Origin of the sequence: Pseudoalteromonas sp. S327 (genome assembly GCF_005886415.1) — a bacterium.
Classification (GTDB): domain Bacteria; phylum Pseudomonadota; class Gammaproteobacteria; order Enterobacterales; family Alteromonadaceae; genus Pseudoalteromonas; species Pseudoalteromonas atlantica.
On the sequence record NZ_PNDP01000055.1, the window covers coordinates 1 to 24,722 of the forward strand.

At 41.1% G+C, this 24,722-nt stretch carries 23 protein-coding genes; 10 read left to right on the forward strand and 13 right to left on the reverse strand.

Annotation, left to right across the window (positions count from 1 at the left end):
* The first annotated feature begins 111 nt into the window (after positions 1-111).
* The gene (locus tag CWB60_RS16465; protein ID WP_024031462.1) at positions 112-879 is read left to right on the forward strand and encodes a class II aldolase/adducin family protein; all 768 of its coding nucleotides are present in this window, start codon (positions 112-114) and stop codon (positions 877-879) included.
* Between the two features lie 25 nt (positions 880-904).
* A complete protein-coding gene (locus CWB60_RS16470; protein WP_138579549.1) occupies positions 905-2,080 on the forward strand; it encodes a mandelate racemase/muconate lactonizing enzyme family protein in 1,176 nt (391 codons plus the stop codon).
* Between the two features lie 139 nt (positions 2,081-2,219).
* Here the strand turns inward: CWB60_RS16470 and CWB60_RS16475 are convergent, their stop codons facing one another.
* The 8 genes from CWB60_RS16475 to CWB60_RS16510 all read right to left on the reverse strand — a co-directional run bounded on the left by CWB60_RS16475 (position 2,220) and on the right by CWB60_RS16510 (position 7,935).
* A complete protein-coding gene (locus CWB60_RS16475) occupies positions 2,220-2,591 on the reverse strand; it encodes a hypothetical protein (protein ID WP_138579547.1) in 372 nt (123 codons plus the stop codon).
* Positions 2,592-2,637: 46 nt separating this feature from the next.
* Positions 2,638-3,480 carry an amidohydrolase family protein gene (locus tag CWB60_RS16480; RefSeq protein ID WP_138579545.1) on the reverse strand — a complete coding sequence of 281 codons (843 nt, stop codon included), beginning with the start codon at positions 3,478-3,480 and terminating at the stop codon, positions 2,638-2,640.
* Between the two features lie 10 nt (positions 3,481-3,490).
* On the reverse strand, positions 3,491-4,219 hold the full coding sequence (locus CWB60_RS16485) for an SDR family NAD(P)-dependent oxidoreductase (RefSeq protein WP_138579543.1): 729 nt from the start codon (positions 4,217-4,219) through the stop codon (positions 3,491-3,493).
* 26 nt (positions 4,220-4,245) lie between these two features.
* Positions 4,246-4,734 carry an FKBP-type peptidyl-prolyl cis-trans isomerase gene (locus CWB60_RS16490; RefSeq protein WP_024031457.1) on the reverse strand — a complete coding sequence of 163 codons (489 nt, stop codon included), beginning with the start codon at positions 4,732-4,734 and terminating at the stop codon, positions 4,246-4,248.
* Positions 4,735-4,801: 67 nt separating this feature from the next.
* Positions 4,802-6,280 (reverse strand): LysM peptidoglycan-binding domain-containing protein, encoded by a 1,479-nt coding sequence (locus CWB60_RS16495; RefSeq protein WP_138579541.1) that lies wholly within the window; start codon positions 6,278-6,280, stop codon positions 4,802-4,804.
* A gap of 37 nt (positions 6,281-6,317) precedes the next feature.
* On the reverse strand, positions 6,318-7,340 hold the full coding sequence (locus CWB60_RS16500) for an MBL fold metallo-hydrolase (protein ID WP_138579539.1): 1,023 nt from the start codon (positions 7,338-7,340) through the stop codon (positions 6,318-6,320).
* Between the two features lie 62 nt (positions 7,341-7,402).
* A complete protein-coding gene (locus tag CWB60_RS16505) occupies positions 7,403-7,705 on the reverse strand; it encodes a cell division protein ZapA (RefSeq protein WP_004587640.1) in 303 nt (100 codons plus the stop codon).
* On the reverse strand, positions 7,705-7,935 hold the full coding sequence (locus tag CWB60_RS16510) for a cell division protein ZapB (RefSeq protein WP_024031454.1): 231 nt from the start codon (positions 7,933-7,935) through the stop codon (positions 7,705-7,707). Before CWB60_RS16510 ends, CWB60_RS16505 begins: the two co-directional genes overlap by 1 nt.
* A 238-nt stretch (positions 7,936-8,173) precedes the next feature.
* On the opposite strand from CWB60_RS16510, the gene CWB60_RS16515 reads away from it, so the two are divergent.
* A complete protein-coding gene (locus CWB60_RS16515) occupies positions 8,174-9,013 on the forward strand; it encodes a 23S rRNA (adenine(2030)-N(6))-methyltransferase RlmJ (RefSeq protein WP_138579537.1) in 840 nt (279 codons plus the stop codon).
* A gap of 43 nt (positions 9,014-9,056) precedes the next feature.
* On the opposite strand, the gene CWB60_RS16520 is transcribed toward CWB60_RS16515, so the two are convergent.
* From CWB60_RS16520 to CWB60_RS16530, 3 genes are all read right to left on the reverse strand, one after another.
* Positions 9,057-9,872, reverse strand: a complete 816-nt coding sequence (locus tag CWB60_RS16520) for an META domain-containing protein (RefSeq protein ID WP_138579535.1) — start codon at positions 9,870-9,872, stop codon at positions 9,057-9,059.
* Positions 9,873-9,989: 117 nt separating this feature from the next.
* On the reverse strand, positions 9,990-10,556 hold the full coding sequence (locus CWB60_RS16525) for a PhnA domain-containing protein (RefSeq protein WP_055252603.1): 567 nt from the start codon (positions 10,554-10,556) through the stop codon (positions 9,990-9,992).
* Between the two features lie 69 nt (positions 10,557-10,625).
* Positions 10,626-11,384, reverse strand: a complete 759-nt coding sequence (locus CWB60_RS16530) for a substrate-binding periplasmic protein (protein ID WP_171036164.1) — start codon at positions 11,382-11,384, stop codon at positions 10,626-10,628.
* 145 nt (positions 11,385-11,529) lie between these two features.
* On the opposite strand from CWB60_RS16530, the gene CWB60_RS16535 reads away from it, so the two are divergent.
* The 7 genes from CWB60_RS16535 to CWB60_RS16565 all read left to right on the forward strand — a co-directional run bounded on the left by CWB60_RS16535 (position 11,530) and on the right by CWB60_RS16565 (position 20,830).
* Positions 11,530-12,795: an EAL and HDOD domain-containing protein gene (locus CWB60_RS16535; RefSeq protein WP_138579533.1), complete on the forward strand. Its 1,266-nt coding sequence runs from the start codon at positions 11,530-11,532 to the stop codon at positions 12,793-12,795.
* A 2-nt stretch (positions 12,796-12,797) separates the two neighbouring features.
* The gene (locus CWB60_RS16540; RefSeq protein ID WP_138579531.1) at positions 12,798-13,406 is read left to right on the forward strand and encodes a paraquat-inducible protein A; all 609 of its coding nucleotides are present in this window, start codon (positions 12,798-12,800) and stop codon (positions 13,404-13,406) included.
* Positions 13,407-13,469: 63 nt separating this feature from the next.
* Positions 13,470-13,802, forward strand: coding sequence for a hypothetical protein (locus tag CWB60_RS16545; protein WP_138579529.1), 333 nt, complete (start codon positions 13,470-13,472; stop codon positions 13,800-13,802).
* 296 nt (positions 13,803-14,098) lie between these two features.
* Entirely contained in the window at positions 14,099-15,421 is a 1,323-nt protein-coding gene (locus CWB60_RS16550) for a TolC family protein (RefSeq protein WP_138579527.1), read from the forward strand.
* Between the two features lie 4 nt (positions 15,422-15,425).
* Complete coding sequence (locus CWB60_RS16555) at positions 15,426-16,961, forward strand: efflux RND transporter periplasmic adaptor subunit (RefSeq protein WP_138579525.1); 1,536 nt, start codon at positions 15,426-15,428, stop codon at positions 16,959-16,961.
* Positions 16,958-20,080, forward strand: coding sequence for an efflux RND transporter permease subunit (locus CWB60_RS16560; RefSeq protein WP_138579523.1), 3,123 nt, complete (start codon positions 16,958-16,960; stop codon positions 20,078-20,080). The genes CWB60_RS16555 and CWB60_RS16560 overlap by 4 nt, the downstream gene beginning before the upstream one ends.
* Positions 20,081-20,374: 294 nt before the next feature.
* The gene (locus CWB60_RS16565; protein ID WP_004587628.1) at positions 20,375-20,830 is read left to right on the forward strand and encodes a hypothetical protein; all 456 of its coding nucleotides are present in this window, start codon (positions 20,375-20,377) and stop codon (positions 20,828-20,830) included.
* A gap of 192 nt (positions 20,831-21,022) precedes the next feature.
* Here the strand turns inward: CWB60_RS16565 and CWB60_RS16570 are convergent, their stop codons facing one another.
* On the reverse strand, positions 21,023-22,510 hold the full coding sequence (locus tag CWB60_RS16570) for a Ppx/GppA phosphatase family protein (protein WP_138579521.1): 1,488 nt from the start codon (positions 22,508-22,510) through the stop codon (positions 21,023-21,025).
* Complete coding sequence (ppk1, locus tag CWB60_RS16575) at positions 22,503-24,590, reverse strand: polyphosphate kinase 1 (protein WP_138579519.1); 2,088 nt, start codon at positions 24,588-24,590, stop codon at positions 22,503-22,505. Before ppk1 ends, CWB60_RS16570 begins: the two co-directional genes overlap by 8 nt.
* Between the last annotated feature and the right edge of the window lie 132 nt (positions 24,591-24,722).

Consider the following 24,722-nt stretch of genomic DNA (forward strand, 5'->3'; position numbering starts at 1 on the left):
CACACAATTGTGTGGCTGTTTTGTTTGTGTTTGCTATAAAATTAATACTGCTTTAGACTTCTAAACATCTATTCGTACTTGTGTTGTTGTACGTATTTTAAAAGGCTGATTATGATTGATTTACCCCAACTAGATTTAAAAAATAAAGTGTCGGAGCAAGAGTGGCAATTGCGTGTAGATTTAGCAGCTTGCTACCGATTAGTAGAGCATTTTCGTTGGGGGGATTTAATATACACGCATTTATCAGCACGTTTACCTGGCACGGATCACTACCTTGTAAATGCGTTTGGCTTAACATTTGACGAAGTAACTGCATCAAACCTGGTAAAGGTTGATTTGCACGGCAATATTATTGACGACACCCCCTTTAGCATTAACCCGGCAGGTTTTACTATTCATAGCGCAATTCACGAAGTGCGTGAAGATGCTCATTGCGTTATTCACTTACATACTAAAGAAACCATTGCCGTTGCTACACAAAAAAATGGCCTATTGCCACTAAGCCAATACTCTATGTTTTCGCTCCCTTCGCTGTCGTACCATGGCTATGAAGGGCTGGCTGTAAATGATGACGAGCGCAAAGTATTACAAGATGATTTAGGCAATACCAATCATATGCTATTGGTAAATCATGGTGGTTTAACCGTAGGTCCAACCGTAGGCGATGCCTTTATGCGTTTTTATGACTTGCAACGTGCCTGCGAAATTCAGCTTGCATTACAAGCCAGCTCACAAGAGGTTATTCCGGTGCCGCAGCCAATTATCGACAATATTTATAACCAAGCTAATGTGGTACATAGCGGCAGCACAGGTGGGCAATTAGCGTGGCCTGCCATGTTACGAAAAGCGTACCGACTTGATCCCAGTTTTGCACAATAGCCTGCGTGGCTAATAAGGAATTTTAATGAAAGTAAATCGCGTAGAAGTATTTGATATTCATTGCCCTGAGCGTCCAGCTTGGACGCCGGTTTTTGTACGTATTCATACCGATGAAGGTATTAGTGGTGTAGGTGAGGCTGGTTTAGCTTACGATTTAGGCCACAGCGCAGCAGCAGCAATGATAAAAGAAATGGCTGATGCTTTTTTAATTGGGCACGACCCGTTTCAAACCGAAAAGTTATGGTCGCGTATGTTACGCGAAAGCTTTTGGGGTTTAGGTGGCGGCCCTGTTGTTTATGCAGCAATGAGCGCCATAGATACAGCACTTTGGGATATAAAAGGTAAAGCACTTGATTTACCGGTATACCAATTACTGGGCGGTAAAGTAAACGATAAGCTACGTACTTACGCATCGCAGTTACAGTTTGATTGGGACAGCGAATTTAAAGCGTTAGTACAACCGCAAGAATACGCAGAAGCGGCGTTAAAAGCGATTGGCGAAGGTTATGATGCAGTAAAAGTTGACCCTATCCAATACGATAAAGACGGCAATACGTATTACGACCGTACTAAAATAATTTCTCGCGCCGAAATGAAGCTATACCGTGCTCGTATGCAAGCTATACGTGAAGCAGTTGGTGACGAAGTGGATATTATTTTTGAGTGCCACAGCTTACCTGGCGCGACCTCTGCTATACAAATTGGTGAAATAGCCGAAGAGTTTGATTGCATGTACTACGAGGAGCCAGTTAACTACTTAAACCATTCTTTACATGCAAAAGTAGCAGATAAAGTGGCAGTGCCAATTGCAGGCGGTGAGCGTTTATACAACCGCTGGGGTGTGCGCCCTTATTTAGAAGATCAAAGCATTGATGTACTTCAACCCGATATCGGTTTATGTGGTGGCTTTACTGAAACTAAAAAAGTGTGTGACTACGCTGATATTTTTGATGTGCGAATTCAGGCTCACGTATGTGGCGGGCCAGTTGCAACAGCTGCATCGCTTCATTTAGAAACCGCTATTCCTAACTTTTTGATTCATGAGCATCATACATATGCCATTAAAAAGTGGAACCGAGAGCTGTGCTTACAAGATCCACAACCAAAAAATGGCTTTTTTGAAGTATCAGAAGAGCCAGGCTTAGGCATTGAATTAAATGATGAGATTGTTATGCGCTCGCAGCGTGTAGAAATTAAATAATTTAAGCTTTATTTAAAGAGCGTTATTTAAATACTATTGTTTAAAGTAAAAGCCGGTAAGTGATAGCTCACTTACCGGCTTTTTTATAGTTGTGTTTCTCTAATACCGATGAGCAATACCATTTGAATAGTTAGTGGGTTTAATTGGCAAGATTGATTGTACACGTAACGCCTTTTATCTCAGCGGTGGCTTTACTATCAAGGTGGCGTATATAGCAGCGATTATTGTTTATCATTAACTCAAATTGATCGGGAAAGTTAAGCTTTTGATTGGCTGTTATATCGCTACGGTTTGTGTTTTTAAGAGTAAAGGTACTGGTGTGAATAAAGATATCGTCAGCAAGCGTTACGTTTTTTATATGCATTAAGCGCTCTATAACACGCGCTACCGCTTGGCTATTTGGCTGGGTAAGTAAGGCATGATGCAGCTTAGGAGTAGGCTGCGTGTTAGATGCGCAACCACTTAAAATAGTTAAAATGCCAAGGGCTGATATTTGCGAATGTAATGTCATAGTCATTGCCGCATTTACGTAAGTGGTTAAATTTAATATAGCTTATCTAAGGTATGTTATAAAAATGCTTAGCATTTGCGTAGCTAAGGTTGTGCCATATTTTATTTGTTTTACACAAAGCTTGATGGCTATGCCAAACATCATTATAGCTTGCGTTAATTTGGCAAACCGGAAAGTTACTCGCAAACATAATGCGCTGCTCACCAAAGTACGAGAACATAGTTTCAAAACAATCTTGTTGCTGTTGTAAATTCAACGCTAAAAGCTCAAAACCCGAAAACTTAATCGCTATATTATTGTGCGCACTTAGCATGCGAATGCTTTGCTGCCAGTTATTAATATTATTAGGTAGGCCGCTATGGTTTATTATTATTTTTAGCTGAGGCAGCGCCTTAGCGTAACGAGCAAGCTGAGCGGCTATTGCGGTATTTTCAAGCTCAAACTGGGCTTCATAATGCAGCCCTTGCTGGCAAAGGGTTTGCAAATTACTAAAGCACACTGGGTTTAATAATCGCTGTGCGTCTGCGCCTTCGGTGATATCCCGTATGCCTATTAAATGCGGGTGGGCAAGGGCGTTTATTGCTTTTGCAAATTGCTCAGGTGCGCAATCTAACTGAGCGTAACTAATGGCTTTAAAGGGAAGCTTTTTTAAATGCGCCGTTAGCCAATTAAGTTCGTTAATGGGGGCGTTGTTATCAAAACCTGCCTCTATATGTACTATGCCGGCGAGGGTAAAGTCACTGCTCTCTAGTAGCTTTTTTTCACTAATAGGTTGTTTTATTAACTCTAAATTTGGCCATGCTGGTGGGTTTTCGCCTTGCAGCCAAGTATATTGCCCCTCGGCAAGGTTAAAAAAATGCACGTGGGGGTCAATAATTTTCAGGCTCATTAGCATGTGCTCATTGTGTGGTATAGCCGCCATCAATATGTTGTAGGCTACCGGTTATAAAGCTTGCATCATCACTTGCTAAAAAGCTAACTAACGCGGCAACTTCATCAGCTTGTCCTAAGCGGTTTAGCGGTTGAAGGCTTGCTTCTTCTGCCACTATATCGGCCTTGTTAGCCCCACTTTTTTTACAATAAGCATCTATCGCATTATGAAATAGAGGGGTTTCTATTGTCCCTGGGCATACCGCATTCGCGCGAATATTAAATTGGGCGTAATCAAGTGCTGTAGTTTTTGCCATAGAAGCAAGAGCATGTTTTGTCAGGTTGTAGGCAAACGAGTTAGGTTTACCAATTATTGACTGATCTGAGGCTATTAAAATAATAGCGCCATTGCTTTGCGCTTTCATGCTGGGTAGTACACTTTGTACAGCCGCATAGGCTCCTTTAACGTTCAATGCAAATAACGCATCGAAAGTGTCCTCATCGGTATCCTCTATGCTAGCACTGAGGTGTTTACCGGCGTTAGAAACAAGTACATCTATGCGTGAGCTTTGTTTACAAATGGCCGTAATACAGGCTTTTACAGCACTAACATTACTCACATCGCATTGGTGAAAAACCCCCAGCTCGCTGTACTCAATATCCAGATTGTGCACCGTGTAGCCATTTTCAATAAAGCGTTTTACAACCGCTAATCCAATGCCTTTTGTACCGCCTGTAACAATAGCAACCTTAGACATACTTGCTCCTAATTTAAGGTGTGTGATTAGTGAGAGTGACCACAGCCGCCTTCAGCGTGAACATGGCCATGCGAAATCTCTTCACTGGTTGCTTCACGAACCGATACCACTTCTAAATCAAACGTTAGCGTTTTGCCTGCAAACGGGTGGTTTAAATCGCAATCTGCATTAAAGCGGCCTACTTTAACTAATGTTACCTGATGTTGGCCTTGGTTTGAGTGCACCATCGCAGTCATACCTGGTTTCCACACTTTTACGTCACCTTGTAGGTGCTTAAGCGGAATACGCTGAATTAAATCGTCAACGCGCTCACCGTATGACTCGCTAGGCTCAAGTGTTACGCTAAACTTATCGCCTGCGGCTTTGCCTTCAAGGGCTTTTTCTAAGCCAGGAAGCATGCCTTCGCTGCCATGAATATAGCTAAGAGGCGCGTGGTTTACACTGCTTTCTAGTTGCTCGCCCGCTTCGCTTAATGTGTAATGAAATTCAACTGCTGAATTTTTGCTAATTTGCATGCTTGTCTCTTTAAGTTTTTGACTAAGTTAAAAGCCGATTTTACGCGAAATACCGAGCTTTATAAACTCAGCGTGGTTGAATAAGTGATTTTTGTAGATCTTGCAGTAAATCTTGTTTTTGCTGCGGCTGTTTGGGTTTTTCTGCCTGGGGAATAAATAGCGTTAATTGCGTGCCAGGCTTTAAAATGCTTGAGGCACTTAAGTTGTTCCATTTAGCTAAATCACTGTGCGGTACTTCGTAAAGCTGACTAATGCTCCACAAGCTATCGCCTTGTTTTACTTCATAATCTATTTCAAGAGTAGGGATCACGACTTCTTGTGGCTCTAAATAAGGACTAATTTGATAATCTATAGTGAGCGATTTGGGGAGCGTTTTAGGCTGTCCAACCAGCAGTTTTTCACCTATGCCTAACATATTATTTTGTTTGCCATTGAGCTGCTTTAACGCGCTTACCGACATGCTGAAGCGTCTTGCAATGCTGTATAGCGTATCATTTTTTTTAACGATGTATTCGCCAGCAAAATTAGACTTAAAAAACTGACTTTTTAACAGTGCCTCTTGGCCGATAGGTAAAAGCAATGAGTGGGGGCCATTAGGTGAGCTTTGATTTTTTAAATAGCCCTGGTTAAGCGCGTGCAACTGTTTTGAGCCAACCCCAGAGAGCTTAGCGATGACCGAAAAATCAAACTGTTGGCCAACATTCATTTGCGTTGTTATTGGTTTATTAGCCAGTTTAGGACGCCTAAAGCCTTTTTGCGGGTGTTTAACTAAGTAGCTTAGCGCTAACAGTTTAGGTACGTAGTCGGCCGTTTCTTTTGGCAGCTTTAGAGAAAAGTAATCGGTACTTTTACCGCGTTTTTTATTTCGCTCAATGGCTCGTTTAACACGCCCCTCACCACTATTATAAGCCGCTAGGGCGTGTAGCCAGTCGCCATCAAAGCGTTTGTGTAAATAGCTGAGGTATTCAAGTGCGGCATCGGTGGAGGCAAGTACATCTTGTCGGCCGTCATACCACTGATCGGATTTAATCCCAAAATGATGCGCTGTGGCGGCCACTAATTGCCAAACGCCTACTGCTTGCTGCGATGAGGCAATGGTGGGTCTAAAATCACTTTCTACAAAGGGCAGTAAAGCCAGCTCCATAGGCAGGCGCTTTTGCTCAATTTTTTTTACGATATGATACAAATAAGGCGCGGCGCGTTTATTTACAGTGGGTAAATAGTTAGGTTGTTTTAAATACCAGTTAATACGCTTTTTTAAGGCGCGATTTTGATACACCGTAAAATGTAGGTTGTTGGCAATATGCACCCATAGGTTTTTAGCTTTGGTGGGGCGCTTTTTTACAATTGTTTTTTTTGCCTTTACCGGCGGTGCAGTATTGGCTTGCTGTAATTGTTTTGGCTGTACAGGCTCAAGCTCTATTTGGTTTTCGTAGCTTGGCTCAAAGTGAGTAAAAATTTGTGGTGCGTCTGTTTCGGGTTGTGTTTGTGTGCTGTTACAGCCATACAAAAAAATAATTACACAACTTACAAGCAATCCACGCATCTTCATCTCTTATCTACAATCCTTTATTTTTATAACACTACTGCGCGTGCTCAATTAACTGGGCGCGCTTAAGCCCAGCCTGTAAAAATAACTGGCTCGACTTTGTATTTAACGCTTCTTGTTTATATGGTGCTAAAACATCCGCAGGGAAACTCTCAGTAAGTTGCTCAAGCGTTTGTTTTTTATTATTTTTCACATAGGTTATTAAATTTTTTAAAAACATTAAAGGCTGCTTAAGTTGCGCTTTTTCAAGCGCCCCGCCGTGGCCGGGAAGTATTGTACGCAAATTAGGCTGATTAATATAGCGTTTGAGCAAGGCTTGCCAATTTTGTAACTGGCCGTGGCCTGGGTAGGGTAGCCAGTCAACAATATCGCCGCCTATTAGCAGCGTGCCATTATTGGTACTAAGTGTTAAATCGCCGTTTGTGTGGGCTTTTTCGGGCGTTATTTGTACCGCAAAGTTACCTAAATCAATACTTTGTTGCTCGCTGATTACGGTGCTAGGTGATTTTAAGTGATAGTTTTTCCAACGTAAAAAACGTTGTTTAGCTAAAGAGAGCTTTTCGCGCCACTGTGTTTGCTGTTGCTCGGGCAATGTGGCTAAGCGCTGATAGCTCAGCTCTATACTTTTTTCATAGCCTGCTAACTTATCATCATAAGCCTGTTGGTATGTGGCAAAATTATCGGCTACCTGTTTATGCACTATTAGCTGCGCTTTTGGGAAGGCGTTTTGTAATACGGCCATGCCGAGTAAATGGTCGTCATGAAAGTGTGTTGCAACTAAATAACAGAGCGGTGTTTTAAGGTGTTTTTTTAACTGTTTTGCCAGTGCTTCAACGGCTGCAAAGTTTCCGCTTGCATCTACCATGAGTGCGCATTGCTCGCCCTCTATGAGCACTTGGTTGGAATCGTAAAAACGTAACTTATCTTGTTGTTTTAAAAATTGTACATTTTCGTTTATTTGCTGCCAAGTAACCGCTGCCTTACTAGAGTGAGAAAATAAGCTAAGGGTAATAAAAAGGGCGGGGATTACAGTTACTAAAAGGGGTTTTAATGTCATTGTGTGTCTCTGCGCAGCATTTATTTACCCTCATAATAAACAAAAAGCGCACGGGGCGCTTTTTATTTTTTTATTGGGTCACTCGCCAAGCATTGGCTGAGTTTATCAATGAGTTGATCTTGTTGCTGTTGCTCTACACTGGCATGCGTTTTAGCTTCTAGCAACTCATGGCTAAGTGTAAGTGCTGCTAAAAGTATCGCCTGTTGTTCGTTGCGAACTGATGAGCGTTGCTTTGTTTGCTCAACCAAGTCATTTAAATTTTGTGCTGCTGCTATTAATGCATCTTCTTGCCCAACCGGGCATGCAAACTGCTGCTCTTTACCTAGCAACTCAACTGTGACCCGCTGGTTTTGCAGCTCAGACATTAGCTTGCCTGTTGTGCGCTTTGTAGTTTATCAAGTAAGCCTGTTAACGTAGAGCTGGCATCTTTTTGCTTTTCTTCGTTTTCAAGGGCTTCTAGTTGTAAAATTTCGTTTTCGTCGCTTAGTTTTGCGTTTTGCTCTTTTAAGCTAGCAACATCTGTTTGTAATTGGTTGTTGCGCTCGATAAGCGAGTCAATCAGTTGTTCGAGTTGTTGAAGAGTTGTGTTGTTCATAAAGGCGCTCATATAACTGTAATTAATGTCATGCAAATGTAAAGCAAAGTGTGTTGTTTTGCCAGCATTTACGGTGGTTTTAGCACAATTTTATTGTTTATTAAGTGATAATTCAGGGAGGCGGCTTTTTTGTTCATAAATGGTTCACTTAACTGCTCGCAAAGCGGTGTATAGGTTGCCAAAATACAGAGCTTATGGTTCACTGCCGATATTAAATTGCGTATAGCGAAAATTAACAATGCTTAGTTACAGACACTCTTTTCATGCAGGTAACCCTGCCGATGTACTTAAACATTTAGTACTTGCACAGGTACTTCAATATCAAACCATTAAAGATAAACCCCTCGATTATATTGATACCCACTCAGGTGCGGGATTTTTTGAGTTAAGTTCATCTGATGCCCAAAAAACACAAGAATACAAAGAGGGCATTGCTAAGCTTTGGCAACATAGCAGTAAACACGAAGCGCTAAACGATTATATTGCATTAATTAAATCGTTTAATGATGGGGATGAACTGGCGTTTTACCCCGGTTCGCCAAAAATTGCTGAGCATTACTTACGTCGTCAAGACAAAGGCTGGTTTTTTGAATTACACCCGCGCGATTTGCAGTTACTTGAGCAAAACATGCAAGGTAAGCGCTCTATTCGCGTACGTGGCGAAAACGGTTTTGCCGGATTAATAGGGCTACTTCCGCCAGCTTCGCGCCGTGCATGTGTGCTTATTGACCCACCTTATGAGATAAAAGACGATTACGAAACTGTTGTAAGCACACTAGTTAAGGCGCACCAGCGCTTTGCAACCGGCACATATATGATTTGGTATCCCGTTGTTGATAGAGAGCGAATCAATACAATGGAGCAAGGGCTGATTGATTCGGGAATGCGTAATATTCAATTATTTGAGTTAGGCACGCAAGCGGATACTGACGTACACGGTATGACGGCATCAGGCATGATTGTTATTAACCCACCGTGGAAATTAAAACAAACTATGGACAGCATATTACCTGAGTTAGTTGAACTTTTAAGTGAGCCTAGCGGGTTTTATAGAAGCGAGCAGTTAGTCGACGAATAACTGCCTGCCATTATGTAAAGTAAAAGCCCAGCTGGGCTTTTATTTAATTAAAATAAACCGCATTAAAGGTGGCAAGCGTGTTGCCACTGCTATCTTTTAATTCTAAAGACTCACCTTCTATAGCCCACTTTTGCGTGTTATTGAGCATGTTTAACATAGCCGCTTCTTGCTCCATGCTTTGTGAGCACATTTTTTTTGTACTTGCCAATTGGCTAAACGAAATTGAATGTTGCTCTGTGCTGTAGCTGCCGCTGACGTTATTACACCCTAAAAAGCCGTTAACGCGGTTATCTTTATCAAATTGTATAAATGGCTCTTTTGTTCTTACACTGACTGTTTGCGCATTAATTGTAACGGCTTTCCAGTATGTATTTGCAAGCGTAACATCGCTTTTAGGTGAGGCGACTTTTTCAAGCTCAATTTCGTGAAGAATCCCCGAGTTTGCATTTTTAAAAGGGTCGTACTGCATTGTGCTGGTATAAAGAACCTTGTCTTTATTAATGATTCTAGCGGTGAGGTTATAGCGGTGTTTATCAACAATGTTGTTGTCATCATAAGCTAGCTCCACGGTATACGGCGGCGCTTTATTTATATCAATTACTTGTTGAGTAATTATTTCGGCTTTTACATCTGCTTTTGACACATCAGATAGCGTTACAATTAGTTGTGAGCCAGGGCGTGGCATACTGCGATCTTTATAGCTCACTTGCGTGGTTAAACCCATAACGCTTTTTTCTTGTACTGTGGATTGTGATTCGTTAGCTGGTTTTTCACAGCCCGCTAATGTGAGTGCACTTAGGGCTAATAAACCTAAGCCAGTAAATGTACGTTTTTGAAACCTAAATTGCTGCTTTGCCATGCTTGCGCTCCTTATTCCTATATTGCTGGTAAGTGTAGGGGGGAGGAGCTTAATCATGGCTTAATTTTTTAAGGCACAAAAAAAGGCGCTAATGCGCCTTAATATAATGCTTTAACGCTATTTTTTTACAAACTTTGTTAAAATAACAATACGTTGGCCATCTACTCGCCCTTCAATATGTTCAGGGTTATTTGTTAAGCCTATATTGCGTACTGCTGTGCCGCGTTTGGCGGTTAAGCTACTACCTTTAACGTCTAAGTCTTTAATTAAAGTAACCGTATCGCCAGCTTGTAGCACTACGCCGTTACTGTCTACGTGTTTTATATCGTCATCTTCAGCAAGGGCTTTTTTGGCCCAAGTAAGGGTGTCTTCCTCTAGGTAAATCATATCTAGCGCATCTTGTGCCCAGCCATTATCAACAGCTAAGCGCGTTAGCATTCTGTAAGCCACTACTTGTACGGCAGGTGTTTGGCTCCACATGCTGTCGTTTAAACAGTGCCAATGTGTTGGGGTAAGCTCGCTGTTGTTTTCTATTTGATCTTTACAGGTTTGGCAGGTGTAAATGCATTTGTCTGAATGGGTTTCGGTAACAGGAGGCACTTCGTAAACAGATAAGTGTTCGGTTGCGCTGCATAATTCACACTGGTTATTACTGCGCTCGATTAAGGCTTTTTCAATACTCATAAGGCGTTCTTATATAGGAAGAGGTTTACATTTGGCCGTATTATACCCTAGCAAAGGTAGGCGGCGATACTAATCCCTTAAATTTTGTGCGGGTATTGGGTTAATGTATTTATCTTCAATGTGTTTTATGTAACCACTGCTATGTAAGTGTGCAAGGGCTTGGTTAATTTTAGGCAGTAACGCTTTGTGCTTAGCAAGTAAACGCACTCTTAAATAACCATGCGAATGCTGGGCGCCAAACTCAGTATTAATATTTAGTTGTTTAGACCAATACGATGCGGTATGAGTACCTATAATGGCAACATCAATGCGCGCTTTAGATAATGCAATCATTAGCTCTTTTTCAGAGGGAAAATCGACGCGGTTAAATTTTGCATCATCATGGTAGTAGTAGCCAAGTACTGTACCGACCTCTTTAGAGTATAAACTTTGCTTAGTTTGATACTGCGCGACGTTATCAGGCAGTGCGACAATCATTTCGGTTGCGGGGATCAGCGGCTCTGAAAAAATATAGTAAGGGTTATCTCGCTCGCTTTGCGCTAACCATTTCAGAGTGATTACATCAAAATCAATAATGCCGTTTTCTAAGTATTTGGTAATTCGCTTAGTGGGGAGCTCAACGTGATTGGCGGTAATATTTGCTTGCGCCATTAAAGCGGTGATTATTTCTGGCAAAATGCCGGGTTTTTCTGGGTTGCCGGTGTAAAAAGGGTAGTGACTACCTGACGCACTGACATTGTAATTTAGTTCTGGCTGGTTTTGCTGGGCATGAGCAAACGTAGCAAGATGCAAAATAAATAAGGATAAAAACAACTTTAAAAAATACAAATACGTAACCTTTGCTAAACTTTTAACCTTGAGCGTTATGTAATTTAACTCCGCTTGCAATGATCCTAGAATCTTCATAGCAGTTGAATTACAGTGTATAACCTCATTGTAATAAACAGCGCCAAATTAGATAGGTTTTTATTAAGTGAATCCCACAAATATTTTTCAAAACGGACAAAAGCTAACACAGTTTGTTGCAAGGCAACCTATTTTTGATGCGCAGCAGAATGTGTTTGCTTATGAGCTGCTTTATCGCGATTCAGCCCATAATGCATTTCCTGTGGGAACATCTGATGAGCAAGCAACTAGCCGTTTGTTTTTTAATACACTGATGATGCTAGGGCCAGACAAACTTACAGCGCATCATTTAGCGTTTATTAACCTTTCTTCAGCCACTATTTTAGAAAACTTTCCTAAATTGTTAGTACCACAAAATTGTGTGTTAGAAATCGTTGAGCGTACGAACAAAATAGCTGAGGTAACTCAGCGCGTGAAAGCGCTCAAGCAAGAGGGATACAAGTTTGCCTTAGATGATTACGATGGCGACGATAAATGGGCGCCATTACTTGCGCATGTAGATTACATCAAAATTGAAATGGACGATGTAATAATTAGAACTAATATGCGCATAAAAAAAATTAAACGCGCTAATCCGCATGCAAAAATTATTGTTGAGCGCATAGAAACTCATGCGCAATTTCACTCGTTAAAACAAGCCGGTTGCGATTTATTTCAGGGTTACTTTTTTGCCCGCCCAGAGATGATCACTTACAAAGATGTGGAGCCGGGTAAGGTGATTGTGTTTGATTTACTGCGCTTTACGGCAAAAGAATCTTTATGCTTTGATGAAATACAAAAACAAGTAGCCAGAGATGTGGCAATTACAGCGCGTGTATTGAAATTGGCAAATGCCCGCTCGGGCAGTGCTAAATTAACCATTACTTCTATTTCGCAAGCGGTTGTGTATTTAGGAGAGGACAGCATAAGGCAACTGGTACGCGTGCTGGCGCTGAGCGAATTAGGCGCCGATAAACCCTCGGAACTCACAAAACTTGCCTTAACCAGAGCGCAGTTTATTGCGCTATTGCTAGGGCAAAACCACGCAGAACTGGTTGGTCAGGGCTACTTGGTTGGGTTGTTTTCTGTGATGGATGCAATTTTAGATACAGACCTTGAAGCAATTGTTAAAGAGTTTTCGCTAGATGAAAGTATTGCTCAGGCATTATTAAACAATGAGGGCATTTTAGGGCAAAGCCTTGCGCTTATTAGGGCGTTTGAACTAGATGAAATGGATAAAATAGCGGTGTTAATGCCGGCAATAAACAGTGATTTGCATATAGGTCATATTTTTAATTATGTTCTTGATGCACTGTTGTATAGTGACGAAATTATTGAGGCTATTGCAGAATAAATATGCGTAATTGGTTATCTATTTTAAGTATTGTGGTTGCATTAGGGCTGTTATTTCCTGGTGTTACCAAACCTGTATTATCGATTGAGGGGAACATTGATAAATCGCAACTCGCCAAAGCAGGCATAGAAATGCTGGCTGAGGAAGGCGATGGCCGTACCCGTAGTATGTTAATGATGTTCTCTAGCATGTTAGGACTTGATAAATTAGAGGGTGAAATAAACGCGTATAGCAAAACACAAAGTATTTGGGGAACCGTAAACGAGCTAGCTAATAATAATAATTTATTTGTAGCGGCGTTAGTTGGGTTGTTCTCTATTGTGATCCCAAGCTTAAAATTACTGCTGCAATTACTGTATTGCTGCTTGTCACCCAGCAGATTTAAAAATAAGTTAGCTGGGGTTATTTGCGCACTGAGCAAGTGGAGCATGGTGGATGTGTTTGTTATTGCGTTAATAGTGACTTATTTGGCAGGCAATGCACATGGGCAAAGTAGCGATTTACTAATTATGCATAGCACTTTTGGTGAGGGATTTTGGTATTTTAGTGCTTATTGTATTTTTGCTATTTTAGCGAGTAGCTTAATTACACCACCTAAAAAAGAAAATTAATTATTTGAGTTAGCTTAATAACTCAAATATTATTACTGGGTAATTTACTTAATAGGTTTTGTTTTGCAGCGTTTTTACTCAAATTTACTCGTTGTTGTGATGCTACTCACGTTTGTGGGGCAAGCCGTTGCGTCTGTAAATCAGCAGTGCGAAATGCCACACATGAGCCTATCAGCAAAGCATGCCACACATGTAATGAGCGAGAGTAAATTGCATACAGGTATGATGGAAATGGATTGCTGCAGTGATGAAGCAGATGTTCAAAATGATTGTCATTGCCCAATAAATGGCTGTGGAAGCAGCTCTATTTTAACGTCCCCGGCCTTATTTACTGCTTTTTCGTTATCGAGTGAAAAAGTTACCCAGCTTAATAGCGGTATTTCCTCCCCCCCCTAGTAATACTTTATATCGCCCTCCTATGTTTGCTTAAACGCAGGATAGGTGTGATACCAATCGACTTGATTATTTAGTCATTTAGCGTGCCAAATAAAGCGTTAACAGCGTTATAAACCTCTCGTGTAGAGCAACTACATGCCGATATTTATGCTTTGTTATCACTCTATTTAACTGTCGCTATACATAACGACTAATTTAACATCATTGGTATAATTGAAATTTAGCTATATTCGCTAAAAGCGCCTGTTCTGCTTGTTAATTTAAGATTTTATTTTTAATTTTAGATGGAGCAGGCAATGACCCGCACTGTAATTTTTAAAGCTTTATTACTGAGCGCCACCTTATTTGGTGCTGTATTTAATAGTGATGCCATAGCAAAAGCATCAACCCTTAATTTAACGGATGCCATAAACCTGGCGCTCAATAACGAGCCATGGCTGAGCGCCAGTGAGCAAAAGCAAGCCGCCGCCACAGCGCAAAGTATTGCTGCAGGTACTCTACCAGACCCCGTATTAAGCATAGGTTTGCAAAGCGTACCCGTAGATGGCTTTGCGTTTGATCAAGAAAACATGACGCAGTTAAAACTGGGTATAAGCCAAAGCTTTAGCCGTGGTAATAGCCTAGCACTTAGCCAACAAGCAATAAAAGAAGAAGCACTTGAGCAGCCGTGGCTTAGGGCGCAGCGAAAGGCGCAAGTAAAAGCTAGGGTAATGGAGCTGTGGTTAAATGCCTACAGAGCACAGCAAAGTATTGCGTTAATTGAACAAGATAAAGCATTGTTTAGCCAGTTAATTGAAGTTACCGAAGCCAGTTACTCCAGTAGTTTAGGTAAAACCCGTCAGCAAGATATTATTCGCTCACAATTGGAGCTCACACGCCTTGAAGATAAACTGATTGTATTAGCGCAGCAGCTAGATGCCGCTAAACAAGGGTTAGCCCAGTGGTTACCACAGAGCATATTACGCCAACCATTAAGCCTAACTTTTACAGCGCCAGCCCCGCTTACCCAATTTAATAGCTTAGACTTTGATGAGCTCATTAAGTTACTTATGGCGCATCCCTCTATGGTGGCTATAGATCAACGTATAGCCTCTAAACGCACACAAGTGAGCCTTGCTAAACAAAGTTATAAGCCACAACTTGGCGTAAATATGGGTTATGGCTACCGCGCTGATAACCAAGCTGGTGAATCGCGTGCTGATTTGCTTTCGGTGGGGGTGAGTATTGATTTACCTTTATTTACCGATAACAGGCAAGATCAGCAAGTTAATGCGGCTATTGCTAATGCAGAGGCCATTAAAACCGACAAACGCGTGGCGCTACAAAGCCTAAAAGGACAGTACTTTAAAGAGATTAGTCAACTTGAGCGAATTGAGCAGCGCAATACGCTTTATCAAAACACGTTATTACCGCAAATGTCGCAACAAGCTCAGGCTACTTTAAACGCGTATACCCGTGACGATGGCGACTTTTCTGATGTTATGCGCGCGCGTATTAGTGAGCTAAACGCCAAAATAGATGCCCTTAATATTCAAATAGACAAACACATAATTATTGCTCGCTTAAATTATTACGCAGCCAGTTTAGACTCGCTAGTAATGGCTGAGTTACAAGGATAAAACAATGAAAACTAACTTAAAATACCTTGTAGCGCTGCTTATTGGTGCCACGTTAATGTTTATTGCTAATCGCTGGTTGATTGATGACACTGAGCACTTAGCCACAACCGCTGATAATAAAAAAACGAAGCCGCTGTATTGGGTTGCGCCAATGGACAGTAATTATAGGCGCGATGAACCAGGGCTATCACCAATGGGGATGGAGCTGGTGCCTGTATACGCAAACGCTGAAAACGACAGCCCAGGTACTATAAAAATATCACCTGAAGTGGTTAATAACTTAGGCGTTAAAACCAGTAAAGTGCAACTGAAAACACTGCAAAGTGATATTCAAACAATCGGTTATGTGCAATACAATCAAGATCAGTTAACCCATATTCACCCCCGCGTAGAAGGGTGGATAGAAACCCTATTTGTAAAAGCGCAAGGGGAGCCCGTTAGTGCCGGTGAGCCTCTTTACACGCTTTACTCTCCTCAGCTTGTGAACGCACAAGAAGAATTTTTACTCGCAGTAAATAGAAAAAACAGCGTATTGATCAGGGCTGCTAAAGCGCGTTTAGAGTCGCTAAATGTGTCTGATGGCTTTATTAAGCGCTTAGAAAAAAATAAAAAAGTGATGCAAAACATTACATTTTACGCGCGCCAAAGTGGAGTGCTTGATGAGCTTAATATCCGAGAAGGTTTTTATGTTAAGCCAGGCACCTCAATGATGAGCATCGCTAAATTAGATCAAGTATGGGTAGAGGCAGAAGTATTTGAGCGCCAAGCAGCTTTAGTGAGCAAAGGGCTTCCCGTTACAATGACCCTTGATTACATTCAAGGTAAGCAGTGGCAGGGCATAGTAGATTACATTTACCCAGCGCTGAATGCTAAAAATCGCACTTTACGTGTAAGGCTGCGTTTTGAAAATACCGCAGGGCTACTTAAGCCTAATATGTTTGCCCAAGTAAGTATTCACACACACAGTGACTCACCGCAATTAGTTATACCTAAGCAAGCGCTTATTCGTACAGGTGCACAAAACCGAGTAGTACTTGCCCTAGGCGATGGGCGTTTTAAATCGGTGGCGGTAAAAGTAGGGCAAATTAGCCAGCATGAGGTGGCTATTCTATCGGGCATTACCAAAGAAGACCGTGTTGTGACTGCTGCGCAGTTTTTAATAGACTCTGAATCGAGTAAAGACTCGGACTTTAAGCGTATGAGCGCACCAAGCACTCATGCTATGAGCGACATGCCTAACATGGAGATGGACAAGGCTGAAGCGGTTCAAACAGCCACAGTAATGGGAACCATAAATAATATAAACGCAGCGCAGCGGGTTATAAATATTAGCAGAGAGGCTATTGCTAAATGGAACAGAGGCCCTGCTACTATGGACTTTATACTTGCTAAAGAGCTTGATATTAGTGCGCTTTCTCCTGAACAGCAGGTGCATTTTACGTTTAGCATTATTGAGGGCGAATTTGTAATAAGCAAAATTGCCGAGCATCCTACTGACAAAGGTGCAGCTCATCACTCAATGCATGGGGGGTCATTATGATAGCTGCTGTTATTCGCTGGTCGGTTGTTAATCGTTTTCTCGTTTTGTTACTGAGTATTATTGTATTTGGCGCGGGTATTTACAGTGTAAAACAGACACCCGTTGATGCGCTTCCGGATTTATCGGACGTGCAGGTAATTGTTAAAACCAGCTACCCAGGCCAAGCGCCCCAAGTAGTGCAAGACCAAGTTACCTTTCCGCTCACCACGGCAATGCTGTCTGTGCCTGGCGCTAAAACAGTGCGTGGTTTTTCGTTTTTTGGCGACTCGTATGTGTATATTATTTTTGATGAAAATACCGATATTTACTGGGCCCGAAGCCGCGTACAAGAGTATTTAAGTCAGGTAGAAAGCCGCTTGCCGGCAAGTGCAAAGGCACAACTTGGGCCCGATGCCACAGGAGTGGGTTGGGTTTATTTATATGCATTAGTCGATAAAACAAATCAGCTTAATATTAGTCAGCTTCGTAGTTTGCAAGATTGGTTTTTAAAATTTGAACTACAAAGCGTTGAAGGTGTATCTGAGGTAGCCGCTGTAGGTGGCATGATAAAGCAGTATCAAGTGGTTGTAGACCCCGTTAAGTTACGTGCTTATGGCCTTCCTCTTAGTTTGATACAAACTGCAATTAGCCAAGGTAATCAAGAAACTGGCGCCTCAGTAATCGAAATGGCTGAAGCCGAATACATGGTAACCAGCACAGGTTATATTAAAAGTGTCGCCGACTTAGAAGCCATTCCATTAGGAATTAACGCCCAAGGAAGTGCATTACAATTACGAGATGTAGCAAATGTACGCTTAGGTCCTCAAATGCGACGAGGCATTGCAGAGCTAAATGGCGAAGGCGAGGTTGCGGGTGGCATTGTGGTGATGCGTTATGGCGAAAACGCCCAAGAAACGATTTCTCGGGTAAAAGCAAAACTTGAGTCTTTAAAACAAGGGTTACCCGAAGGGGTTGAAATAATTCCGGTTTACGATCGCTCCACGTTAATAAAAAGCGCGGTTGATAACCTAAGTAGTAAATTGTTTGAAGAGCTCATTATTGTAGCCTTAGTGTGCGTGGTATTTTTATTTCATGTGCGCTCATCGCTGGTGGCTATTATTACCTTGCCTATGGGTATATTAATGGCTTTTATTGTGATGTATTGGCAAGGTGTAAACGCTAATATTATGTCGTTAGGCGGGATTGCTATTGCTATTGGCGCTATGACAGATGGTGCTATCGTAATGATAGAAAACATGCATAAACACATGGAAAAAACGCCACTAACCAAGCAAAACCGCTGGCAAATAGTGACTAAATCGGCCACCGAGGCAGGCCCTGCGTTATTTTTTAGTTTGCTCATTATTACTGTAAGTTTTATGCCTGTATTTATTTTAGAGGCGCAAGAAGGGCGCATGTTTGCCCCGCTTGCTTATACAAAAACGTATGCGATGGCAGCCTCTGCCGGCTTAGCTATAACGTTAGTACCGGTGTTAATGGGCTACTTTATTCGGGGTAAGGTCATTTCTGAGCATAAAAACCCTGTTAATAGAGCCTTGGTTGCAGGGTATAAACCGCTGTTAGCTACCGTACTTAAATTTCCAAAAAGTACGTTATTTATTGCATTTATAGTGACGGTTATAGGCTTTTATCCGGTAAATAAAATAGGCAGTGAGTTTATTCCTTTGCTAGATGAAGGCGACTTAATGTATATGCCAACAACTTACCCAGGGCTCTCTATTGGTGAAGCGCGAAAAATTTTACAGCAAACAGACAAACTCATAGCCTCTGTGCCTGAAGTAAAAACTGTATTTGGTAAAATAGGGCGCGCCGATACCGCAACCGACCCCGCACCGCTGACAATGATTGAAACCTTTATTCAGTTTAAGCCCAAATCACAGTGGCGAGAGGGCATGACGAAGCAAAAAATTAAAGCCGAGCTGGAAAGCTTAGTTACATTACCGGGCCTTACAAATGCGTGGGTTATGCCAATAAAAACGCGAATTGATATGCTTGCCACCGGTATTAAAACGCCTGTAGGTATTAAAATCGCGGGCCCAAGCCTGTTAGAAATTCAAAACATTGGGCAGCAAATTGAGCAATTGTTAAAAGATGTGCCCGGCACAGCCTCAGTGTATTCAGAGCGTGTAGCCACAGGGCGTTATATTAAAGTGGATATAAACCGCGAAAAAGCAGCACGGTATAATCTAAATGTAGCCGACATACAACAGGTTGTAGCCACAGCAATTGGCGGCTCAAACGTGACTGAAACAATCGAAGGGCAACAGCGTTACCCGGTAAATTTACGCTACCCACAGAGCTTTCGTGCTTCGCCTGAAGATTTAAAATTATTACCTATTATTACACCATCAGGCCAACATATTGCACTTGGTGATGTTGCTAAAGTATTTATTGAAGATGGCCCTACCGGCATTAAAAGCGAAAACGCGCGTTTAAATGGGTGGAGTTTAATTGATATTAAAGGCAGTGATATTGGCAGCTATGTAGCACAAGCTCAGCAAGTACTTGGCGATAACCTACAATTACCCGCTGGTTATTCAATTACTTGGGCAGGGCAGTACGAATACATGCAACGCGCAAAAGCAAAGCTTACTTATGTGATCCCGCTTACACTCGCGATTATTGTAATACTGCTATACCTTAATTTTAAATGCCTAAGCGAAGTACTTATTATTATTGCCACCCTTCCTTTGGCTATGGTAGGCGGCATTTGGCTAATGTACTTTGAAGCGTTTAACTTTTCGGTGGCAGTGGGGGTAGGGTTTATTGCATTGGCCGGTGTTGCGGTAGAAATAGGCGTCATAATGCTTGTATATTTAAACCAAGCTTATACAGAGCAACGCCAGCAGTGCGAGCAAACTGGAACTGCATTTAACTTACAAGCGTTACAACACGCTATTATGCAAGGTGCAGGGCTAAGAGTGCGCCCCGTAATGATGACGGTAGCTACCATTATTGCTGGCTTATTACCCGTTTTATACGGCACCGGCACCGGTAGCGAAGTAATGAGTAGGATAGCTGCGCCGATGGTAGGCGGGATGCTAAGCGCAATTATACTTACGCTATTGGTTATACCTGCGGTGTATTTACTGTGGAAAAAGCAGCATATTAGTCAATAGGTGTTGTTCTTTGTGAGTTAAAACTTGCTGAATGTAGGGGCGGTTAAATCGCGGTGTACGGTTTGTACCCTTGTGAGCTTGATAAGCTGCCCCTATTTCAGCAGGCTCTAATAGCACACTGTGGGCAATACCCGTTTTGTTGCCCTATAAAAATTACCCGTATTTTGTAACTTGTACCAAATAACCCGCCTAGCTGTTGTTTTTTTATTTTTAATGCATTGTTTTTAATTGAGTTTATATTGGCACGGTTTACGCAACCTATACCTTATACAGTCAACTTAGTAAGGAATGCACATGCAAGTTAAAACAATTAAAGAAGTGTACGATTGGACCGTTTTATTTCACACACAAATGGCGGCAAATTTTTACAGCGTTAAGGAGTTACTTGATGAACGTAACGCGATGCTAGTGGACTATTATTTAGATTATGAAAAAAAGTTAGCTGAAGACTTAGTTGGCTTTAAAGCAATTACAGAGATCAACACTTTAGATACTTACAGCTACGAATACTTTGCAGACAACCCCGAGTTAATTACGTTTAACGATATTAGCAAAGACCAAGAATTTGATGAAAAGGTGATTCAAAACTACCTCTCTGAGCAGCACAAAAAAGTAATCGAACTTTACGAGTACTTATTAGAGCGCGCTGAGACAGAAAACGGTAAAGAAAAGCTCGAGCAAATTTTAGAGCTTGAAAAGCAAGGCGTTAAGCAAATGATGCAAAGCTCAAACCGCCATATGGATATGTAAACCTGATAAAATAACCTGGTTTTATCTTTATAGGTAAAGCTTCAAACGCCTTTGGGTTTACCCAAGGGCGCTTTATTATGTGTGCTTTACATGGGGTGTAAATAAAGCAGCAAGCTCACTTTAAAAAGTGCGTGTCGCAATTACAATACTTCTGCACAAAAAATGTCACAGGCTTTTAATAGCCTTATAAAATTAAACGCACTCAAACTGAATCCCTGCTTTTTTAAGATAGAGCTGCTCTTGCTCTAGGTCTGCTTGTAGCAATGTATGCTCTTGCACATAGTTGTTACTAAACTTAATAAATAACCCTAAGTTGCTTGCGCTTATTTCCATATCCGGCTTTAAGCTCACTTGGCGCTTTTGATTAAATAAAATGGCCAAGCGTAAAATAACAATCAGTTTAAGCACGTGCTTTTGAGAAATGGTTAAAAACTCTGGCAGCTCTGTCAGTTTAATTTTTTTACGATAAAAGCGTATAAGTGAGCTTAAAATAAGTTGCTCTTGCTGCGTAAAACCGGGTAATTGACTATTCGCCACTATATAAGCGCTGTGTTTGTTAATCCCTGATGAGTTAATTGATAAACCAATTTCATGTAATTTTGCTGCCCAAGTTAACAAAGCAATATCGTCGTTATTATCTAAATGCCATACATTTTTTAACTGTTTATAGAGCCAAATAGCCGTATCAGCAACACGCGCTGCATGCGCTTTATCAGCAGTGTAGCGCTCACTTAAGTTATTAATGGTGTTTGAGCGAATATCTTTATGGGCCAGCTTTTGCTGCATTTCGTGCAGCAACCCTTCGCGCAACGAAAAATCGCTGTAGGTCAGCTCTTTAATGGCAAACTCTGTAAATATCGCAATTAAAATTGCTAAGCCACCGCATATGCTTTGTTGGCGCTCGGGTGTAAGCCCTACAATAGCTAAGTTATCAATATGTTTAGCACTAATAAACTGTTGTTTTAACGCGAGTAAATCGTCGTAAGTGATGTTAGGTTGTTGCGGGTTTGTGGCGCTTATCATCGCTAAAATTGACTTTATAGTGCCCGAGGTGCCAATTACTGTTTGCCAATTTTCGCTTACATAATTAGAAAAAATGGCTTCAAGCTCTTGCTCGGCTCTTATTTGCGCTTTGTTAAAGCGTTTGGCCGTTATTTTTCCATCGCTAAAAAACTGCTTTGTAAAGCTAACGCAGCCCATATTACGGCTAGATAAAAGCTTATGCTTAAAATGTTTACCTATTATAAGCTCGGTACTGCCACCGCCAATATCGATCACTAAGCGGTTTTCTTCATTATGAACATAATGCGCAACGCCCTGATAAATAAGGCGTGCTTCTTCTTGACCTGCAATTACATCAATATGAAAAGGAAACACAGCGCTAGCTTGGGCTAAAAAGGCGTTAATATTTTTAGCGCGCCTAAAAGTGTAAGTGGCAGCTACCTTTACATTACTTGCGGGGAACTCATGTAAGGTTTTAGCAAATTGCTTTAGTACCACGAGGGCGCGGTCTATTGCAGCTTGGCTTAAGCGAAATTTATCATCTAACCCATCGGCTAAATAAACGCGTTGTTTTTCTTTGTGCAAAATTTGCAAAGTGCCGTTTACTTCTCGGGCAACCACTAAATGAAAGCTGTTGGAGCCTAAATCAACTGCGGCTATTGAAGGGTGATCATTCATTATAATAAGTGTGTTCCCATTTTTTTAGATAATCGTAAATTGCTATCTGAGAGCGAATTTTTTTACGGTTACCCCTTCTTACATAAGCGTTTTTTTGCTCGCTATCAATAATGCGTGCTTTGGTACGGTCTTTAAATTGTAGCTCTAATATATCAACTATAAGGCGTTTTAACTTAACATCCAAAATAGGAACACCTACTTCAACACGATGATCTAGGTTACGTGTCATCCAATCAGCTGAAGATATAAATACTTTTTCATCGCCATTGTTACCAAATACCATTACGCGAGGATGCTCTAAAAAGCGATCAACAATACTAATTACCTTAATATTATCGCTAAGTTTAGGCACGCCAGGGATGAGCGAGCACATACCACGTACAATAATTCTAATTTTAACGCCGATTTGACCAGCTAGGTAAAGCCTGTCTACCAGCTCTTTATCGACGAGGTTATTTATTTTTACCGTTATTTTGCCTGGTTTGTTGTTTTTAACATGGTCAATTTCGTTATTGATTAAATTAAGCAGCGTTTCACGGGCATTAATTGGCGAAAGCATTAAGTAGTCAAATTTGAACGGTTTATAACTGCTTTCTATAAATCTAAATACGCTGTCGCTTTCTTCACAAATACCAGTGTGGCGAGTAAATAGGCTAAAGTCAGTGTAAATTTTGGCTGTTTTTTCATGGAAATTGCCTGTGCCAATATGAGCATATTTTACTATTTGGCCTTTTTCTTTACGGTGCACCACACATAATTTGCTGTGCACTTTTAGTGCGGGTATACCAAAAATTACTTTAATACCTGCACTGCTTAGCACCTTTGCCCATTCAATATTATTTTGCTCGTCAAAACGTGCTTTTAGCTCAACCATAACGGTCACTAATTTACCGTTTTGAGCGGCGTTAATTAACGATGAAATCAGCCTAGATTTGCTCGCTACACGATAAATATTAACCTTTATTTGCGTAACCTTAGGGTCGAAGGCCGCTTGGCGCACATATTCAAGCACATGATTAAAAGTATGATAGGGGTAATACAGTAAAATATCTTGCTCGCTAATAGCGTCAAATACACTGGCATGTTTATTAAACGCACTACTTTGCAATGCTGGGAGGGGTTTGTTTTCTAAATATTGGCGCCCTACATTAGGAAACGATATAAAGTCTCTAAAATTACGATAACGCCCCCCGGGGATTAACGCATCATGATGCGTGACACCGAGGCGCTTTTTCATCACTTTTAGCATGTTTTCAGGCATGGCTTGATCGTAAACCAATCTTACTGGCTCAGCATAAATACGTTGTTTTAACCCTTTGGACATTTTATCAAGTAAGCCAGCCTCTAGCTCGTCGTCTAGGTTGTACTCTGCATCGCGAGTTAATTTTATCGCATAACCGGCAATGCTTTTATAAGAAAAAAAGCTACTAAATACATCGTTTAAAAAGTAAGTGATAACATCATCAAGCATTACAATGGTTTTATGGCGGCGGGTTTTTTCTGGAGGCAGGTTTATAAAGCGATCAACCCTGTCGGTGGGTACCTCAAGCATTGCGTAATAACTTTTTTCATCACTCATTTCTACAAATAAGTAGGTCATGGTGTCGTTTATATAGGTAGAGAAGTCTTTGTTCTCGTTTAGCAAAATAGGAGAGGTATGTTGAAGAACGTGATCATGAAAGTAATTTTTTAACCAGTTTAAATGAAACTCACTGAGCTCATCGGGGCGACTAACATGAATGTTATGATGGTTTAAGTCGGTTAATACCTGCTGGTGTATGTGGTTAAATTTTTTGCCTAACTGGAGTACTTTTTTTTGTATTTCACTAAGCAGTATTTCGTCTTCTTCAAAATTAGCATCGGGGAGTTTATTTAATAAAATTCGGCGCTTTACATCAGCAACGCGTACTCTAAAAAATTCATCTAAATTATTAGAGAAAATGCCCAAAAAACGCATGCGCTCAATAATCGGGTTATTTTTATCTTTAGCCTCTTGTAGTACACGCTCGTTGAATGACAGCCAGCTTAATTCTTTTGCAAAATATTCAGTTGTTTGAAGGGGTTCTATATGGGCATTCATATCTATTCCGTTATCAGGATATGTTTCAAATTTAATTTGGGGCTGTGCGCGCTTATGAGGGTTACAATGTAAAAAGCGATAAAAGTAGTAAGAATCAGCCCTTTTTAACTTAAACATACGCCAGTTAGATGA

What these genes read in the sequence shown, in the direction of transcription:
- CWB60_RS16485 (WP_138579543.1), bottom strand. Translation starts at nt 4,219, where the DNA reads ATGTCTAAGGTTGCTATTGTTACAGGCGGTACAAAAGGCATTGGATTA.
- CWB60_RS16500 (WP_138579539.1), bottom strand. Translation starts at nt 7,340, where the DNA reads ATGACATTAAAACCCCTTTTAGTAACTGTAATCCCCGCCCTTTTTATT.
- CWB60_RS16505 (WP_004587640.1), bottom strand. Translation starts at nt 7,705, where the DNA reads ATGTCTGAGCTGCAAAACCAGCGGGTCACAGTTGAGTTGCTAGGTAAA.
- CWB60_RS16480 (WP_138579545.1), bottom strand. Translation starts at nt 3,480, where the DNA reads ATGAGCCTGAAAATTATTGACCCCCACGTGCATTTTTTTAACCTTGCC.
- CWB60_RS16560 (WP_138579523.1), top strand. Translation starts at nt 16,958, where the DNA reads ATGATAGCTGCTGTTATTCGCTGGTCGGTTGTTAATCGTTTTCTCGTT.
- CWB60_RS16510 (WP_024031454.1), bottom strand. Translation starts at nt 7,935, where the DNA reads ATGAACAACACAACTCTTCAACAACTCGAACAACTGATTGACTCGCTT.
- CWB60_RS16570 (WP_138579521.1), bottom strand. Translation starts at nt 22,510, where the DNA reads ATGAATGATCACCCTTCAATAGCCGCAGTTGATTTAGGCTCCAACAGC.
- ppk1 (WP_138579519.1), bottom strand. Translation starts at nt 24,590, where the DNA reads ATGAATGCCCATATAGAACCCCTTCAAACAACTGAATATTTTGCAAAA.
- CWB60_RS16555 (WP_138579525.1), top strand. Translation starts at nt 15,426, where the DNA reads ATGAAAACTAACTTAAAATACCTTGTAGCGCTGCTTATTGGTGCCACG.
- CWB60_RS16550 (WP_138579527.1), top strand. Translation starts at nt 14,099, where the DNA reads ATGACCCGCACTGTAATTTTTAAAGCTTTATTACTGAGCGCCACCTTA.
- CWB60_RS16565 (WP_004587628.1), top strand. Translation starts at nt 20,375, where the DNA reads ATGCAAGTTAAAACAATTAAAGAAGTGTACGATTGGACCGTTTTATTT.
- CWB60_RS16470 (WP_138579549.1), top strand. Translation starts at nt 905, where the DNA reads ATGAAAGTAAATCGCGTAGAAGTATTTGATATTCATTGCCCTGAGCGT.
- CWB60_RS16465 (WP_024031462.1), top strand. Translation starts at nt 112, where the DNA reads ATGATTGATTTACCCCAACTAGATTTAAAAAATAAAGTGTCGGAGCAA.
- CWB60_RS16525 (WP_055252603.1), bottom strand. Translation starts at nt 10,556, where the DNA reads ATGAGTATTGAAAAAGCCTTAATCGAGCGCAGTAATAACCAGTGTGAA.
- CWB60_RS16490 (WP_024031457.1), bottom strand. Translation starts at nt 4,734, where the DNA reads ATGCAAATTAGCAAAAATTCAGCAGTTGAATTTCATTACACATTAAGC.
- CWB60_RS16475 (WP_138579547.1), bottom strand. Translation starts at nt 2,591, where the DNA reads ATGACATTACATTCGCAAATATCAGCCCTTGGCATTTTAACTATTTTA.
- CWB60_RS16495 (WP_138579541.1), bottom strand. Translation starts at nt 6,280, where the DNA reads ATGCGTGGATTGCTTGTAAGTTGTGTAATTATTTTTTTGTATGGCTGT.
- CWB60_RS16515 (WP_138579537.1), top strand. Translation starts at nt 8,174, where the DNA reads ATGCTTAGTTACAGACACTCTTTTCATGCAGGTAACCCTGCCGATGTA.
- CWB60_RS16520 (WP_138579535.1), bottom strand. Translation starts at nt 9,872, where the DNA reads ATGGCAAAGCAGCAATTTAGGTTTCAAAAACGTACATTTACTGGCTTA.
- CWB60_RS16540 (WP_138579531.1), top strand. Translation starts at nt 12,798, where the DNA reads ATGCGTAATTGGTTATCTATTTTAAGTATTGTGGTTGCATTAGGGCTG.